The organism is Shewanella sp. SW24 (assembly GCF_025653395.1).
Taxonomy (GTDB): Bacteria; Pseudomonadota; Gammaproteobacteria; order Enterobacterales; family Shewanellaceae; genus Shewanella; species Shewanella oncorhynchi.
Map to the genome: position 1 here is coordinate 16,058 of NZ_JAKKSH010000014.1, position 17,502 is coordinate 33,559.

Below are 17,502 nucleotides of genomic sequence, written 5' to 3' on the forward strand. Positions count from 1 at the left end.
AATATGAGAGCTGAGTTAAGAGCAAAAATCATCACTGTTTGTCATAAAAAAATTGAGACTAAAGGCGATAATGTCGGCCTCTCATTTTACGCCTTCTTTGCGAACAAAAATGATGATCCAGAGTTGCTTATGGAAGCGGCGACTTGGTGGATACACACTCATCAATTAGATCATTTTGTTAAGGCTCATAAGGTGATAGAGATAATCCAAAAGGAATCGGAAGAATAGACTCCAAAGTTGTTACTGCGGATTTTTGGTTTGCCACCTGCGCCAAGTAAAAGTGATTAGTGCGGCGAGTATCAGACTGACCATGGCCCATGTGGGGTACTTATGCTGGTGGTAAAACGCCAGCATGGGAGCGATTTCATCGCGGATTAACACTGGGCCTAATCCAAAGAGCGTCACCCAAATGCTGGTGGCGATGGCATTACCAATCACAAATTGTTTTAGTGGCATTTTAGCGAGACCGCAGCCGATAAACATAAATTGTTTTAATCCCTCAACAAAACGACTCAGCACTAAAGCGGCAATGCCATATTGGCCAATGACGCCATGGATTTTGTCTTCCAATTGCGGTTTTATCCAGCCCTTCTTAAGCAATACATCACCAAAGCGCCAACCGATAAAATATCCCAAGCTGTTACCGCAGAGTGCAGCGCAAGCTGCGACGATTAATACCAATGACAGTGACATTTGCCCTGTAGCGGCTAATAAACTGGCGACAATTAATAAAGATTGCCCAGGCGCCGGAATGCCAAAACCCTCGACTGCAATCGCGACAAATAGCAGAACATAACCATATTGCTGCAGCCAAGGGGTGAGTTCGGTGATGATATGTTGTAGCGCTTCAGGCATGGATGAAAGTGATCGAATCAGTGGGACAATTAGCCCATCATACTCGCCAATTTCTCTGGCTGGATAGATTTATGAGCAAAGTTTCATGCCAGTTTTCGTTTGCAGTGATTAGTAAGGCTAAGGCACAGGTGATATCAATTTTGCCTTAAAAATATAAAAGGCCGAACTGAGTTCGGCCTTAGTACGCTATTACTGTTGCGATTCGGCGACGATATAATGTCTAGGCGAATGCAGCTTGTAGCTGTGGTACTACTTGTTTCTTACGGCTTAATACGCCGTCTAACCACACTTTGCCATCGACGGTATCTTTACCGTAGGCACGTTGGGTCAGCTGCGCATCGTCAGACACAATCAACAACTCTGAACCTTCTTTCATGATGTCAGTCAGCAGCAATAAAACGCTGTGGCGGTTACCTTCCACTTTGAGCACTTTGATATCGGCTTCTAGCTCGGCCTTGATATCGTCAAATACTGACAGGTCGATCACTTCTAACTGGCCGATACCGACCAAGTTACCGTTCATGTTGAAGTCTTTAAAGTCACGCATTACTAAGTCGCGTGCTGGTGTGCCTTGTACGGCGGATTTCACTTTGAACATTTCCATGCCCAGTTCTTTGAAATCTTCAACGCCGGCGATCTCAGCTAATGCTTCAACGCAGCGAATGTCTGCAGTGGTGCAAGTCGGTGATTTGAAAATCACGGTATCGCTCAGAATGGCGCACATCATGATGCCAGCGATATTTTTAGGGATAGCGACTTGGTAAAAGTCGAACATCATCTTGATCACTGTGTTGCTGCAACCTACTGGGCGGATCCAGCATTCTAACGGGGTATCTGTGGTGAGATCGCCTAGCTTGTGGTGATCGACAATCCCTACGATAGTCGCTTGGGCGATATCATCCGGTGCTTGAGTCAGTTCTGAATGGTCAACGATATACACTTGCTCACCAGCGTAGCTGGTTTTGTATTCTGGAGCTTCGAAGCCGAAACGTTCCAAAATAAAAGCAGTTTCGGGTGACAATTCACCTAAACGTGCGGCAATGGCTTCTTCACCGATTTGGTTTTTTAAATAGGCTAACGCGATAGCACCGCAGATTGAATCTGAATCGGGGATCTTGTGACCGACAACGTAAATGGGCATTTCAGGGACTCTCCTTTAAATTTGTGACAATTTTAGCAATATTTGGCTTTAATCGGAAATAGCCAAAGCGCATATCACTGCGCTCTTCAGTTGCTATTTCTCTAAAAATCGAACGCTCAGGTTCGGCAAAGATGGCTTAAGGTTTAGATCTTCACTTTTATCACGACTTTACGCACCGCCGTGGCGATATCGCCTGTGCCGGGCATATGCATGTCACCGGGGAAAAATAACGCAAACATGCCTGCTTTGAGTTTGATATAAGAGGCATTGGCTTGGTTTGCCTCGTAATCAAACTCGGCGTAATCGTGTTTGTCAAAATAGGGTTTCGAGGGTGTTTGCTCCGCTAGTGGCAAGTAACCAAACTCTTCTTCACCGCTGAAAACATATTGCACATCGATATATTTTTGATGAACTTCAAAGGGTTCTGTCGACTTATGCTTGGTTTGATAGTCATTCACTATCACAAAAACATTGTCGCCATCGAGGGGATAATTGCCTACTGGTAGCTGACTAAAGTCGGTCGTCGCTAGATGTTCTAATGCAGTCGCAAGCCGAGGGCTTAAGGATTGATAAATTTGGCGGTTTTTTAAGGTATCGACGATCATCGGCTACTCGACATGGTGGAAGTGAAATGGGCGAATGGTAAAGATTATAATCCGATCACCACAGTTAGGACATAAGCTTTGTCGATTGGAAGCAGGTCTAAACATGTCGGCATAAAAAACAGGCCATTGAATGACCTGTTTCTACATCAAGTATTATTAAACTTAGCTAAAACGAGTTTAGTAAGTGTATTTGGCTTCTAAGAAGTAGTAGCCACCATTAAAGCCAAAGGGGGTATTGGTTAATGGGTATACGAAGATACCATTGAAGTTATTGTTATCTGGTCGTTTTTCTGGATACACATCAAACAAGTTTTGCACCCCAGCGGTAAAGCTTAGCGCATCAGTGGCGGCGTATCTTATCGACAGATCCATCACCCACTGATCGCTATAGTTCACATCACCCGTTGAATAACCTTCACTATAGTCACCAAAGTAGTTTAAGCGGATATTGGTTTTAAAATCCCCTAACTCATGGGTTAGCCCAATACTGCCCGTGTTATGCGGCGTAGCAGACGTCATGCGGGTTCTTTCTATACCATCAAAGAGTTTCTTTTCTAATCCGCCTAAAATAGACGGCAGATTGATGTCTTGGATCTCGGTTTTATTATAGGCATAGGCTAAATTCGCCCGTAAATCGCTCCAAGTGCCAATATCAATATCTTGGCTAACAACGAGATCGACCCCGCGAGTGCGGCTATCGACGGCATTGACGAAGAAGCGTGCTGAATCAGCATTGGTACCAGCAAGTGCGGTCGCAACCGCGGGGCTATCAGCGGGTCTTAGAGCGCCAGATAAAATGATGCGGTCATCAATCTCTATTTGGTAAGTGTCGAGCGTTACCGCTAGACCAGCGTTATTGGTATAAACAAGACCGAGACTAAATGATTGAGATATTTCAGGTTCTAGCTCGTTAATCCCAAGTGCCTTTGTTACTGGAGATAAGGTGTTGAAAGTACCTGATTCAATAGGAACCAGTTGCCCCGTCACTGGATCGGGATTAAATAACGTCGAGATATTGCTGAAGTACAGCTGTTGTACGCTCGGCGCTCTAAAGCCTGTATTGATAGTGCCACGCAGGGCTAAGTTGTCGGTAAAATCGTAACGACCCGCGAGTTTCCAGCTCGTGTTGCCGCCAAAGTCAGAGTAGTTTTCGTAGCGTAGCGCTGCCGCCCAGTAAAACTCGTTGGTTAATTGGTTTTCAAGTTCGGCATAAATGCCTGTGTTATCGCGCGTTTCATCAACCTCAGACTCAGGGGTAAAACCGGTGAAGCCTTGGCTACCCGCCGCTTTGCCATTATAGCCACCATTGATATACGAATCTTCTTCTCCGGCTTCAATTTCATAACCGTTTTGACGCCATGAAATCCCCGTCGCAAACAGAATTTCAGAATCGTTTATAAAGGCAAAATAACGGGAAATATCCAAATTGATATTGGTTTCACGGGTCGATAGCGTTCCTGCGTCGAACTCGGTAGGAGTTTCAGGACCTAAGGAAGCATTTAAGGTATTGACGATATTATAGTTAAATGAATTTTTACCATATCCCACTGAGGTATCAATATCCCAGTCACTCAGGTTGAATTCATAGCCTAGGGTAAGAGATGAATCGATAATTTTGGGGTTAATTTGCGGTAAAAAACCGTCGGGATACACTTCGGGTAAGTTACGGGCATCGAGAGCTAAACGGTAAAAAGCACCCGATTTAGTTTCACGTTGGCTAATACCACCAAAGGCATACAGTTTTCCGTCGGTAGATGTAGGCTGAGCCGCATTGATAAATAAACCGACATTATCATATTCGGCATCACCAACGTGGTGGCTCTTACGGTTAAATGTCGCTTCGCGCGGATCTGCTGAGCCATCTGCTAACTTAGGGTATTGCTGCCGTGGATCTAACCCTGCGCGGTTTGTGCTGTCTTTGTGATGCGCTTCGAGGGCGAGATTCACAAAGCCATCATTGCTTAAACTGATCCCATGGTTAACGCCTACACGCCATTGCTCACCGTCACCTTGGTAGGTTTGTCCGGCTTGCGCCGAGACGCTACCCCCTTGATCGCTGTCCTTGAGTACCACGTTAATCACGCCCGCAATTGCATCCGAACCGTATTGCGCTGAGGCTCCATCTCGGAGAATTTCAATGCGTTTTATCGCTGTCATTGGAATCGCGTTTAAATCGACGTTAGACGAGCCTTTTCCCATGGTGCCACTTAAATGTACTAGGGCAGAACCATGGCGACGCTTGCCATTTACGAGTACTAAGGTGTGGTCTGGCGACAGGCCGCGTAAGCTCGCGGGGCGCACCGCATCTGAACCGTCAGTCACCGAGGAGAATGGGAAGCTATAGCTTGGCGCCGCAAATTGCAGCGCTTTAGCGGTTTCGGTCATACCTGTTGATTCGAGTTGTTCGGCAGTAATGATATCGACCGGCGCAACACTGTCAGTTGCCGTGCGTAGTGCTATGCGTGAGCCTATGATCTCGATTTTTTCGAAGCCGGTTTGCTGCTCTTCGGCTTGGATTGCTGGAATAACCAGTGTGGATGACACTGCCAATGCGATAACGGCTAGACGCATAAAAACCTCTCAATGATGTTTGTAACCCAACACTCGAACTTAGGTGTGCAGATTCAAGATAAAATAACAATCTGATGCCGAGAAGGTTATCACTGTAACAATTGTTACATTAAGACGTAAATGTGCTAACTCAGAGCCTAGTGTTCTAAATAATATTTAAAATGCAGTTGAATATATTGATGAAAACCTCACTATCGGTCTGCGTGCTTTTGAGGCTTCATACGGCATAAGACAAGTTGCCGCATGCACAATACGACTGAGTTAAGTCGATGATATGAATTGTTTATTGACGTATACCTTCGTGGTTTACTATTTTATTTTGCTCTAATGGCATTGGTTTTAAGGTACATAGAATTGTCAGCGTTACGATTTCTTGCAGGACCAACTGCATTTAACACCTTGGTAGAACAAGGCCTTAAAGCTGAGCATTTTACCCAGTTGCTTGCCGCCTCTGGTGGACCTAAGTGGCTTGGTATCGCAGGGCTAGATAAGTATTTGTTTGCTGAATTTTTCAAAGACAGGCAAACGCCTTTATATATATTAGGCGCTTCCTCTGGGGCTTGGCGTTTAGCGTGTTTGGCGCAGCAAGATCCCCTTGCTGCCTATGGTCGCTTAGAGGATTTTTATATTGGTCAGCGTTACGACAATATGCCAACACCGCAGGAAGTCAGTGCGCAAGTTAAAGGCGTAGTGCAGGGGATTTTAGGCGCCAGTGGTGCTAGTGAGATCGTCAATAACGCTCATATCCACAGTCATTTAGTGGTGTGCCGCGGCAAACATTTAAACCGTTTAACGGCTAAGTTACCTCTCGCTGCCGGACTGGCGATGGCGGCGGCGACCAACTTATTGAGCCGCCGAAGTTTAGGTTGGCATTTTGAGCGTGTGGTCTTTAGCCAACAAGCTGCAGCATCTCCATTTTTGCAACTCAACGATTTACCCAGTCAGCAGGTCGAATTAACTGAGGCTAATGTCGATGCTGTGATGTTAGCAACGGGGTCGATTCCTTTGTTGCTGGCCCCTGTGTCCCAAATTGAAGGCGTTGCCGATGGGCAGTATTACGATGGCGGCATTACCGACTATCATTTTGATTTGCCTTTATCCCGTGCTAAGGGGCTGACGTTGTATCCGCATTTTTATCCGACCATCAGCCCTGGATGGTTCGATAAATCCTTGAAGTGGCGCCAAGGTCGCGCTAATTATCACAATGCGCTAGTGTTGGCGCCATCGGCCGAATTTGTCGCTTCATTGCCCTTTGGCAAAATCCCCGACCGTGAAGATTTTAAGCAACTGGACACGGCGCAGCGGATGCAATATTGGCGTACGTCTGTGGCTTTGAGTGAACGTCTTGCAGAGGAGTTTGCCTCGGTTGTTGCGAGGGGAAATGTGCTGGATCGGCTAGAGCACTTCTAGGTTGAAGTGATTTGGTCTCGAAAACTGGGTTTGACATGACGTGGTCGAAATGCCCTGATTCAAAATAGCGGGGTCGCAAATTTCTTTGTGCGCTCAGCGGCTTTAGGAAGGAAATTCTTTCACCTGCTACACTCTACAATAATAGGAAATACGAATGCATTGAGTTCGTTTCCTTCTATTTGGGGCAGGAGGTTGCTATGCAAACACGAGAAATGGCGTTACTCATGCGCGATGCCTTGTTACTGCCACAGGGACGGGTGGAGGTTCGCGTGGTTGACCCCGGTCATCTGCGCATGGTGGCCGATGTATTCAAGGGAAAGTATGTGCTCGCCTTTGCCACCATTAGACCCAGTGGTAGTCCGCCCTGTTATCCCACTGCCACTCAATGTGACATTATCGATTTTAATCAGCTAGAAGATGATTCACTCAGCATAGTGCTCGAAGGGCGTCAACGCGTCAGCATCCTCTCAGCGGCGCAGGCCAAAGATAAGCTGTGGATGGCGCGTACTTTACCTTGCCGTAACTGGCAAGAAGAGCCGATTAAAGGTGAATTTGAGTTGATAAGCGCCGCATTAGAGCAATTTTATGAAGTGAATCCCGATCTGTTTGAGCTCTATTCTCAAGTGCATTTGGAAGACGCCGCTTGGGTGAGCCAACGCTGGCTCGAGGTTTTGCCTATGTATAACAAAGATAAATTAGTGTTAGTGAATCAGCCAGATTGCCATAAAACCTTGGACTTCGTGCTGCAACTCATCAAGTCCCATGTGGACTGAAAAACCACAAAAAGGCTAGAATAGCGGCTTTATATAGCCGCTTTTTTTGTGATATGACAGCATCTGCCCGCGCCGCCCAACCTTCTTACATAGTGCTTCCTGTGAATGTCACAGATAAACCCACAGTGTTTGCCTTTCTCGCACAACATTTTGCCCGTATAGGTGAAGATGTATGGCGTCAGCGGATCCTCGACGGAAAAGTGCATTGGCGGGATGGCAGTTTGATCGCATTGGACACTGAATATCGCCCTGCAGCACGGGTGTATTACTACCGTGAAGTGCCGGTGGAAGCGAAAATTCCCTTCGAAGAACAGATCCTATTCCAAGATGACAATGTTATTTTGGCCTACAAGCCGCACTTTTTGCCTGTGACGCCAAGCGGCAACTATGTGAACGAATGTCTGGTGCATAGACTAAGATTGCGTACTGGCATTGATACTATCGCGCCCGCTCATAGGCTTGATCGTGAAACCGCTGGAGTGATCCTGATGACGGTCGCGCCTGAAACCCGTGCGCTCTATCATCAACTCTTTATTGACGATGCGATTCGTAAAGACTATCAAGCGATTGCCAAGTTGACTCCTGAGATTATAGAACAATATCAACAGGGCTGCTTAACTTTGCCATTGCACTGGACGGTAACAAACCGCATGCAGCCGAGCGACCCGAGTTTTACCATGAAAATCGTGGAAGGCGAGGCAAATACCCATTCCGAAATTAGCCTAGTGGCCATAAAAGGCGATCTTGGTTTGTTCCACTTGAGCCCGATTACCGGCAAAACTCACCAGTTGCGGGTGCATATGCAAAGCTTAGGTATGCCATTGTTAAACGACAGATTTTATCCAAGCTTATTACCTAAAGGGCCGGATAACTTTGCGACGCCTCTTAAGTTGATGGCGCAGCGGTTACGTTTTATTGACCCAGTGAGCGGGATCCATCACGACGTGCAATGCCAAGGTTTTGAGTTTTAGTCAGCGGAAAGCATTATTTCCAGTCTGTTTAAAGGAAATAATCGGGTGCAATTGTGTGCTTGGCCCTGTGATGGTATGAATACAATCTGCAGTATCTGAGTCTCTGCCATAGGGAGCCATATTACGATTGTTTAAAGGAAGTCCATTATGACCAAATCTGCGATCTTCTCTATCTTGCTTTGCGCTGCAGTATTAGTGGGGGCCATGTATTTTGGTGACTGGACTAAGCAGCCTTATCTGAATGATATTGCCGCCGAGATCCGTAAGGCGAGTGCGGTGATTGAACCGAAGAAACCAAGTTCGTCTGGCACATCGACAGCAGAAGCCGATGCCGAGCGGGATCAAAGCCCTAAGATCATTTGGGATCAAATGGCGCATGAAAAACCGTCGAATAAGTCGCAGCCAGAAGCACGGATTTTCAATCAGGTTCAGCCAAAACCTGCCAAAACCGATGAGGCGCTATCCAAAAATACGCCTTTGATGGATTCAGGCTCTGGTGCCACTCAGCCTGAAACGGTTAAACATAATAAACCCGTTTAATCTGTTATTCCTGTTTGGGTGGTTCGAACAGGGTTTCGCTCATATCGCCATGTAAAACCGCAATTTTTGTTGGTGCACCATCATCAGCTAATTCCAACATACCTATTCCGCTTTTATTCACTAGACGTTTACTCGGCTCACCATTTGGTCGCCTGCCGCGCAGCAACATACGTTTACGTTTTGTCAGCAAGTTAAGTGGTGAAAAGTGGCCATAAAACCAGCCATTGAGTTTATCGAAAATCGGTAACAGCTTCTCGGGGAAGTGATTTTTAATACCGCTGCAGGTGATTTGGTAGATGTTAGGGCTACTGCGTCTAAAACGAATACTGATGTCGTAACTAAAGGAGTAATGCACATCGCCGGAGAGGATCACAAACTCCTCTGGGGTTTTACGGTGCATAAAAATACTCAGTAGTGCATTGGCGGCGCCCGGGTGGGCCATCCAGTTTTCGGCGTCGACTAACAGGGAACCGCCGATCAGAGTGGCTGTGCGCTGCACAGCTTCAATCAACTTGACCCCAAACATGGGCGCAGGTGAGACGATAATGACCTTCGACTGGCCGAGTAACTCTTGCTGCAAATCCATTAACGCCTCCCAATCCATCAAGCCGGAAGGTTTTGCGAGATTAGATTCACTGCGCCAGCGGCGGGTACGCGTGTCGAGCACGACCAGTTTGGGCGAGGACTCTAAGGTGTAATGCCACTGCTCAAATTTAAGTAATTCGTCGATGAGCAGATCCTGACTTTCGCTTTCTTGTCGCGCAAAAAACGCATCGAGCAGCGGGCGGATATCGGCGGCAAATTTATCAGGCGCGTTGCCAAGTCCTTGGAATAAGGTGTAGCCGATTAAGGCATTGCCAATAATGCGTTTCGAAAATGCGTGTTCGTAGGCCGCTTGTTCCCATTTAGCCGTCAGGTTCCAATCATCGGTGACGTCGTGGTCATCAAACATCATATAAACGGGAATGTGCGCCATAAAGCGCCTGACTTGCCCCAGCCCAGCTTTAAAGCCAAGCAAGTGTTGCCACTCATTTTGCCAGCGGGCGGTATTGTCGGGTGATAAGCCGTCGACATCCTTTGAGATATTCACTAATTCCCACAGTTCAGGTGACCAAGTGAGTAAATACAGGGCGATGATTTCATTTAGGCTCACCAAATGATTTACGGCGATGGAGGAGGTAAAAATGGGGTGATTGCGATACCAACGCCACAGCGCGGTTTTGGCCGGATATTGGGTATGAGGTAACAGGTTTTTATGCCGTTGATACAAATATGCGGGCTGATAATGAATGTCTTCACTAGTGGTGATGCTCGCGCCTTCAAATTGCTCATGTTTAAGACCAAGCAAATCGATGACTTGCCCTATGGCGCTTAGCATAGGTCCCGCAACATCATCAATATAGACCTGATCACCACTCATTATGATAAGTGCAGGGCGATCATCCTCCGCACCCCTGTTGATTATCTTGGCTAAATGGGTATCGGCGGCGACCAGTGCATCGTCACTGTGGTGATGCGGATTGCGGCAGGAACCGTGGAAGACTTGGGTTAATTCAGGCGTGAAACGTACACTTGGCGTCGACGCATCGCCATAGTTCAGCTGGCTTATCGTGGCAAAAATATCACCATGCTGAGCGGCAGACACTTGGTAAGGTGTGACGATATTGGGCGCGAGCAACTCTGGGCGCGACAGTATTATTAGATATTGATGGGCATGTTGCCCGAGTGGCACATAGTGTAAATCGGCATCCTGCAACAGGTACTCTTGCTCACCAAGACGCAGCTTAAGTTCAGTTAATGGCTCACGACTTACAAACCACAGGGTAAAGTGTGAGGCACCGCAGTGGCGCAGCATGGGGCCAGCTAATATCAGAGGAAGTGTCGTACTCAAATTCTGCCTATGGGTATTTGGGTTAATCTTGCATGAGTTAACCCTAAGTAAGTTTGGTTTAGAAGAGTAAACAAGTGCGTTGAATATGAAAAGCTTTTAGAATTGTTAGCCATAAATATGCGTTGAAACTGAATGGGGCGATATGGCTAAGATTATGGTCACGGGGGCTACTGGGCTACTCGGCCGAGCAGTTGTAAAACAGCTTGAATTAACAGGACATGAGGTTATCGCCACGGGTTTTAGCCGCGCAAGTGAACGAGTGCATAAACTCGATCTTACCGCCCCTTTGGATGTCGAGTCATTTATCGCCCGCGAGCAACCGCAAGTGATAGTGCACTGCGCCGCCGAGCGTCGCCCCGATGTTTCCGAGCAAAATCCGCAGGCAGCATTGGCGCTTAACTTAACCGCGAGCCAAGCCTTAGCTATGGCAGCTAAGGCCAATAACGCTTGGCTTATCTATATTTCCACTGACTATGTGTTCGATGGCACTCAACCTAAGTACGCTGAAGATGCAGTCACTCATCCGGTTAATTTTTATGGTGAATCTAAGCTAAAGGGCGAAGAAATCGTGCTAGACACTAGCGCTGATTTTGCTGTGCTACGCTTGCCAATCCTTTACGGCCAAGTAGAAAAGCTGAGTGAATCTGCTGTGCTAGTGCTGGTTAACCAATTGATTGAGCGTCGCGCTCAGGGTGTTGATCATTGGGCGATACGCAGTCCAACCTCGACCACCGATATTGCCCAAGCCATAGACAAGATGATTGCACAGCATATTGAACATTCTACCGTGCAGGGGATTTATCATTTTAGCGCTGCCGAGACTATGACTAAGTATCAGATGTTGTTGACCTTAGGAGAGATTTTACAACTCAGCACAGCGCACTTAACGCCGGAGTCTACGCCGACGGATAATGCCAAGCGGCCAAGAGACTGTAGCTTGAGTTGTGCGCGTTTAGCTGCGCTGGGGATTTGTTCTGAAATTAATTTTGCCACTGGCGTGCGCCAAGCATTAACACAATCGAGTGGTGCACTTGCCACGTTCGGACTCACTCTGTAGGAATCGCCATGGCTAAGATCTTAGGGACCAGTCTACAGGCTGCCGACCAAGTCGCATTACTGCGAACCTTAGGTTTGTTGCTGCAAATAGGCTTAACCACGTTTGCCGCCGATACTTTTGGTCTTAGCCTGCAAATGGAGCCGTTAGTGCATGTGTTAGTGCTGGAGGTGTTATACCTTTCACTCACATTGGCGCTACGTAAACCCTTATTTGCTAAGGAGCGCGGCCTCTTTATTGCGCTCAGCTTAGACACGCTATTTTGGATATCTTGGTTGCACTTTTCCGGCGGCGCGACCAATGCGTTTATCTCGTTATTACTGTTGCCGATTGCACTTGCGGCTGTGACTTTGCCAATCTGGGCGCCTTGGGCACTGACGGCAATTTCAACCTTTGCCTACAGCCTGATGATCTTTACTGTGCCCGAATCCCCCATGCAGCACCACGGTATGGACATGAGTTCCCACTATTTAGGCATGTGGTTCAACTTTGTGATTTCAGCATTGGTGATGACAACCAGCGTGGCGTTAATTACTAAGCGTATGCGCCGCCAAGATGCGCAGTTAGCCTATATGCGCGAAGGGCAATTGCGTCAGGAGCAACTCTTAGCCCTAGGTACAGTATCGGCGCAGATGGCACATCAACTGGCCACGCCGCTCTCGAGTCTGAGGTTATTACTCGATGAAGTAAAAGAAGACATGAGCGATACTTCGATAACGATTTTCGAGATGGAAACTGCGTTAGGTCGCTGTGAGCATACGCTTGCCGAGCTGAGATTAGCGACAGAGTCGATCCGCGATCGCCGCCAGCGCCCACTAAAGATCATTGAGCTGGTGGACAGTTTAAAGCAAAAAACCTTGTTGTTAATGCCGCAAACTGAACTGAATTGGTTGATCACTTGTATGCCAGAACAACTGGCAGAGCAAAGTATTCTGACTGATATGAGTTTAACGCCAGCTCTCATGGCCTTGATTGAAAATGCTGCCCGCGCTAGCGCCGAAACCATAGGTGCGCCGCAGGTGGATATCAGTTTAGATATAGCGCCAAACGAAGAGCAGATCTACTTGCAGATCCGCGATTATGGCACCGGTATCGCGCCCGATTTATTGCCACAGTTGGGCACCTTACTCATAGAAAGTCCCAAGGGTTTAGGTGTCGCTTTGCTACTCAGTCATGCCAGTTTAGAGCGTTTAGGCGCTGAGTTGATTTTGGCAAATCATCCCCAAGGTGGCACTGTGGCACAAATTCGTTTCACTATATTAAGGGCGCCGGCGCCGTCTGTATCGCACAAGACTAAGGCTAGTGACGAGGTAAGTTCATGAAACGTTTGTTAATCGTCGAGGATGACCTTTCTCTGGCGAGTATTTTAGGCCGACGGCTCACGCGCCACGGCTTTGAGTGCCGCCTAACCCATGATGCCAGTGATGCTCTGCTGGTGGCGCGGGAGTTTCGTCCTAGCCATATTCTTTTAGATATGAAGCTTGCCGAAGCCAATGGCCTAGGGTTAATTGTGCCGCTGCGTCATCTGCTGCCCAAGGTGACTATGGTGTTACTCACAGGTTACGCCAGTATCGCTACAGCGGTGGAAGCGATTCGCCTCGGCGCCGATAATTATTTAGCTAAACCTGTGGATACCCAAACCTTGCTCGCCGCACTGGAAATGGATGGGCATTCCCATACTCTTCAAGAAGATGAAGTCGACGATTCGCCACTGAATCCTAAGCGTTTGGAGTGGGAGCATATTCAGCAAGTGCTCAATGCTAACCAAGGCAATGTGTCCGCCACGGCTCGCCAATTGGGAATGCATCGCCGGACGTTGCAACGTAAATTGCTGAAGAAACCAGTGGGTGAAAGTGGACATTTGAAGTAACGATTCATCCACGTGTGGGCAAGGGGCAAGGAGCAACAGGCAACAGCTTAAGGCAAACCTTATGAGGTACTGAGGCTGAGCCGTTTGACCATAAAAAATGCCACTCAAAAGGGCTGAGTGGCATTAACAAGAAAACGAGAAGTGAATCGATGAATTAGCGCTAGGATTTTACGCTAGCGCCATTGCACGATTAGATTATGCGATTAAAAATTAACGGTTTCTTCGTTTGAGCAAGGGCCGTTAGTTTCACACACTTTATAGCTGAAGCTAGTGCCAGCTAGGTCGGTGAAGCGGTCAATAAACGATGAACTGCTTGAAGTACCCACCGCAACACCGTTACGGAAGATAGTGTACTCATCAGCGTTGTGACCATCCCATTCGAGTGCAACACGTATGCTACCGCGACGAGATTTGTTCGCATTTTTTACTGCCATTTCTAATGCGACTTCAGGGACTTCAACCGCAAATTCTGCCGAAGTGCTTGCTGTTGCGCCATCGTTGTCAGTTACAGTCAGTGTGACTGTGTAGCTGCCTGACTGGGCATACTGATGATTGACACTCGCACCTGCGGCATTTGTACCATCACCAAAATCCCAGTTCCATGACGTCAGGTCGCCATCGCTGTCAGTACTGGTGCTTGTGAAGCTGCCGTTACCGTTAGCAAAGCTTGCAGTAAAGCCTGCGGTTGGAGCTTGGTTTGGTGTGTCATCGCCATCATAAGCACCCACTAGGCTCACACCTGTGTAGCTGCTATAGCCGCTGACCATCACCCAATAAGTCCCTGTTTGAGCAGGATCAATAGCACAGCTTTCGGCATTACCTGACTTGTATGGACGACAGTCATAGCTGCTAGAGGTCGGCGCTTGACCAAATTTAACATACATGTCCGCATCACCTGTGCCGCCTGACATATTGAAGCTCAGGTTAGTTGCACCGCTAGCGACATCGAGTTTGTAGTATTTTTTGCTACCTGACGCACCCGCTAAACCTGTCACAGCAACACCGTTGGCGAGCTCAGTTGCTTCTGGTGGTGGCGGTGGTGGTGGCGTTTCACAAGGTGTGATACCCACGGCGGCAAACGCAGTAACCACATCGTCAGCACTTAAGCCTAAGTCAGTTGCGGCCGATTTAACACCACAGGCGCCTTGCCAGAATAAGCTGTCCGCCGTCCAATATAATTGGTTAGCGACTACAAATGTTTGGAATGCTTTGCGTGTATCCCAACCCGGTAAGTTAGCTAAAGTGTAGAAAGCTTTATTGAATACACCTGAACTGTGGTGCACATCGATGCCATCATAGTAATCGTCGATATGACCGATTGAGATACCGTCTAAGGTTGGATCTGCCATGTAGCGCAGTGCACCACTGCCTTTAAAGATATCGGCGCCGACTAACCAGTCGTTTGTGCCGTGCATGTAAAATTCAGCGGCTTCACCCGCCATATCTGAGAAGGCTTCGTTCATGCCGCCAGATTGATCTGCGTAAACCAGCCCTGAGTTTTGCTCAGTGAAACCGTGGCTCACTTCGTGTGCCGAGACATCTAAGCTCACTAATGGGTGGAAGGTAGTTGCGCCATCACCGAAGGTCATAGCGCTGCCGTCCCAGAAAGCGTTTTCGTAGTTGTTGCTGTAGTGAACTCGCATCGTTAACTGAAAGGTTAACGGTGCAGTGTTGTACCACTCGCTATACATCTTGTAGATCACGTTGCCGAAGTAGTGCGCATCGTTTAATGGCGAGTAAGCACCGTTGATCTCTTTGACTGTATTGCGCGGACAAGTATAAGAGAAGGCAGTGGCGCCTGATGTGGCACCGTTTAGGTTAACGGTTTTCACGTTAGGTGAGTTCATGGTGCAAGTGTCACCGCTCACTTCAACGTCTAAGCTAGAAAAATCAGTACCGTATTCGTATTGGCCTGTCTTAATGTTACCGCCTGGACCTGTGCCGGTTGCAGCATGGTTAATCCCTTCCCAACGCTTAATCACTTCACCTGAGTGCGCGTCAACCATAGTGAATGGGCGGCTTGGCTCATCGCCATATACTACAAATGAGGTCACATAAACGAGGCGAGTTTTAGCGGCATCATCGAGGTAAAGCCATAATTTTGCTTGTTTGTTTTCAGCTTTTAGGCCTGCAACGGCTTTGTCAGACTTGCCACGGATCGCAATATCTAACGCTTTGTTAGCCGTTAAAGTAGGTTTGACAAAATCAGCCGACTTTTCAATATTTTTTAATACGCGGCCAGACATGTCGCTGTAAAAGCCCATGCTCGATTGTGACGTCGCAACAGAGAAACCATAAACAGGTACGCCATGGAAATATTGTTGTAAACGTTGTTTTTGCTTGCCTTGACCTAGGTTGAGTTTTTTCTCTACTTTGAGTTGGCTACCTGCGTCTAAGCTGAACTGAGACACTAAGTTATTGCTTGAAGACGCGCTTCTAAGAGTACCGACATCGACAACATCGGCAGCAAATGCGGATGTGCCTAAAGTGGCCGACACAGCAATGAAGAGTAGCGACAGTTTTTTGTTTAGCATCATGCTTGAAATCCTTTTTCCGTTTTGTAAATAACGTTGGAATGCCATACAGCTTAACTGGCTCGGGCGAGCGTTTTTTATTGTGATTTCTACAGGGTCGTCGGCATCCCTCTGCCATGGCCGCATAGAATGAGCTGTTGCTCAGGCGGGAATTCTCAGATTTTTATTCTGCGCAAAGCGTGAATAACCGCATGACTCTAGATGTTATTTAAATGTAAAAGTGTTAACAATCGTACAAAGGAACTATCTTCAACGTTCATTTAGACGCTTTTAAATCTGAATTAGGACTTTTGGGTAATAGCGATTTAGCCAAGCGGAAGGGTGATGCACTTGAGTGTTTTAAAATAATTTAATGATTTATTTCAATTGTTTATTTTTCAGTGTTCTTGAAAAGGCTTGATTAAGGATGGGGTGTGCGTTGGGGGCATCATCCTATCAAGGCGTTAAAACCCTCGGCTTTGATTTATTAATTTAGAAAGACTCCATCGGAGTTGCCGCTGCTTGACTTGCTCTTCAGCTTATTTCACCAAGGTAACTCTGTGCCATCGTAGGCAAAAAAACGCCCTGTTTGTGCGGGTGTAGCATTGGCAATGATGGGCAGTAAGCAGTTTGCGACATACTCAGGTGTAAACAATTTGCCTTTGGGGACACTCTGTTGAAATGGCTGAGATAATGGCGTGTCTGTCGTGCCCGGATGCAGAGACAACACCACGCCGTGTTTCATGGTGCGTTGCCACTCAATCGACAGTGTTTTGAGAAACATATTCAGCGCAGCTTTTGAGGCGCGATAGCTGTACCAGCCACCCAATCTATTATCGGTAATGCTGCCGACTCTCGCCGATATCACCGCAAATCTTGCCGAGCTACTTTGTTTTAAGGCATGGCAGAAGTGTTTAGCCAGCATGACACTGGGCAGGGTATTGAGCGTTAAATTGTGCTGGAAAAAGTCGATATCCAGTGACTGTAGGCTTTTTTCTGGCCCTTTATCTTGGTTGTGTAAAATCCCGACACAGTTAATAATCCAATCTAATTCAGTGAGTTGTTTACTTAGCTGTCTAATCTCAGCTTCATTGGTCACATCTAAGGCATGCCATTGGATTTTCTCCTGCCTGTCTTGGGGAAGATGATGCCAGTAGGTGGCGTGCACAGTGGCGTCGGGATATGACTCTTGAATTTGCTTAACTATGGCTTTGCCAATACCCCCACTCCCGCCGACGATAAGTACTTTCATAGCAAACTCTCCCTATCCAAATATCTATATCAAATTCTTTATATCAAACTCTTTAT

The 17,502-nt window shown here is 47.3% G+C and carries 15 protein-coding genes; 8 read left to right on the forward strand and 7 right to left on the reverse strand.

Annotated elements, in window-relative coordinates:
* The first annotated feature begins 3 nt into the window (after positions 1-3).
* Complete coding sequence (locus tag L5M17_RS12905) at positions 4-228, forward strand: DUF6500 family protein (RefSeq protein ID WP_263147942.1); 225 nt, start codon at positions 4-6, stop codon at positions 226-228.
* Between the two features lie 12 nt (positions 229-240).
* Here L5M17_RS12905 and L5M17_RS12910 read toward each other — a convergent pair whose 3' ends face one another.
* The 4 genes from L5M17_RS12910 to L5M17_RS12925 form a co-directional block, all read right to left on the reverse strand.
* Positions 241-855, reverse strand: a complete 615-nt coding sequence (locus tag L5M17_RS12910; protein ID WP_263147944.1) for a DedA family protein — start codon at positions 853-855, stop codon at positions 241-243.
* A gap of 220 nt (positions 856-1,075) precedes the next feature.
* A complete protein-coding gene (locus tag L5M17_RS12915) occupies positions 1,076-1,996 on the reverse strand; it encodes a manganese-dependent inorganic pyrophosphatase (protein WP_263147946.1) in 921 nt (306 codons plus the stop codon).
* Between the two features lie 143 nt (positions 1,997-2,139).
* Positions 2,140-2,601 carry a YhcH/YjgK/YiaL family protein gene (locus L5M17_RS12920; RefSeq protein WP_263147948.1) on the reverse strand — a complete coding sequence of 154 codons (462 nt, stop codon included), beginning with the start codon at positions 2,599-2,601 and terminating at the stop codon, positions 2,140-2,142.
* A gap of 177 nt (positions 2,602-2,778) precedes the next feature.
* Complete coding sequence (locus L5M17_RS12925) at positions 2,779-5,172, reverse strand: TonB-dependent receptor plug domain-containing protein (protein ID WP_263147950.1); 2,394 nt, start codon at positions 5,170-5,172, stop codon at positions 2,779-2,781.
* Positions 5,173-5,526: 354 nt separating this feature from the next.
* On the opposite strand from L5M17_RS12925, the gene L5M17_RS12930 reads away from it, so the two are divergent.
* The 4 genes from L5M17_RS12930 to L5M17_RS12945 all read left to right on the forward strand — a co-directional run bounded on the left by L5M17_RS12930 (position 5,527) and on the right by L5M17_RS12945 (position 8,866).
* Positions 5,527-6,582, forward strand: coding sequence for a patatin-like phospholipase family protein (locus L5M17_RS12930; protein ID WP_263147953.1), 1,056 nt, complete (start codon positions 5,527-5,529; stop codon positions 6,580-6,582).
* 197 nt (positions 6,583-6,779) lie between these two features.
* On the forward strand, positions 6,780-7,355 hold the full coding sequence (locus L5M17_RS12935) for an LON peptidase substrate-binding domain-containing protein (RefSeq protein WP_105251225.1): 576 nt from the start codon (positions 6,780-6,782) through the stop codon (positions 7,353-7,355).
* 53 nt (positions 7,356-7,408) lie between these two features.
* On the forward strand, positions 7,409-8,326 hold the full coding sequence (locus L5M17_RS12940; protein ID WP_263147955.1) for a pseudouridine synthase: 918 nt from the start codon (positions 7,409-7,411) through the stop codon (positions 8,324-8,326).
* Positions 8,327-8,473: 147 nt separating this feature from the next.
* Complete coding sequence (locus tag L5M17_RS12945) at positions 8,474-8,866, forward strand: hypothetical protein (RefSeq protein ID WP_263147959.1); 393 nt, start codon at positions 8,474-8,476, stop codon at positions 8,864-8,866.
* Between the two features lie 4 nt (positions 8,867-8,870).
* On the opposite strand, the gene L5M17_RS12950 is transcribed toward L5M17_RS12945, so the two are convergent.
* Complete coding sequence (locus L5M17_RS12950) at positions 8,871-10,721, reverse strand: alkaline phosphatase D family protein (RefSeq protein WP_263148080.1); 1,851 nt, start codon at positions 10,719-10,721, stop codon at positions 8,871-8,873.
* Between the two features lie 178 nt (positions 10,722-10,899).
* Here L5M17_RS12950 and L5M17_RS12955 point away from each other — a divergent pair, with 178 nt between their 5' ends.
* The 3 genes from L5M17_RS12955 to L5M17_RS12965 are packed head-to-tail and all read left to right on the forward strand — an operon-like array spanning position 10,900 to position 13,681.
* Entirely contained in the window at positions 10,900-11,814 is a 915-nt protein-coding gene (locus L5M17_RS12955; RefSeq protein WP_263147962.1) for a dTDP-4-dehydrorhamnose reductase family protein, read from the forward strand.
* A gap of 8 nt (positions 11,815-11,822) precedes the next feature.
* Positions 11,823-13,133: a sensor histidine kinase gene (locus L5M17_RS12960; RefSeq protein ID WP_263147965.1), complete on the forward strand. Its 1,311-nt coding sequence runs from the start codon at positions 11,823-11,825 to the stop codon at positions 13,131-13,133.
* On the forward strand, positions 13,130-13,681 hold the full coding sequence (locus L5M17_RS12965; RefSeq protein WP_105251231.1) for a response regulator transcription factor: 552 nt from the start codon (positions 13,130-13,132) through the stop codon (positions 13,679-13,681). Before L5M17_RS12960 ends, L5M17_RS12965 begins: the two co-directional genes overlap by 4 nt.
* A gap of 203 nt (positions 13,682-13,884) precedes the next feature.
* Here L5M17_RS12965 and L5M17_RS12970 read toward each other — a convergent pair whose 3' ends face one another.
* Entirely contained in the window at positions 13,885-16,218 is a 2,334-nt protein-coding gene (locus L5M17_RS12970) for a M4 family metallopeptidase (RefSeq protein ID WP_263147968.1), read from the reverse strand.
* 520 nt (positions 16,219-16,738) lie between these two features.
* Positions 16,739-17,446, reverse strand: a complete 708-nt coding sequence (locus tag L5M17_RS12975; RefSeq protein ID WP_263147971.1) for an SDR family oxidoreductase — start codon at positions 17,444-17,446, stop codon at positions 16,739-16,741.
* Between the last annotated feature and the right edge of the window lie 56 nt (positions 17,447-17,502).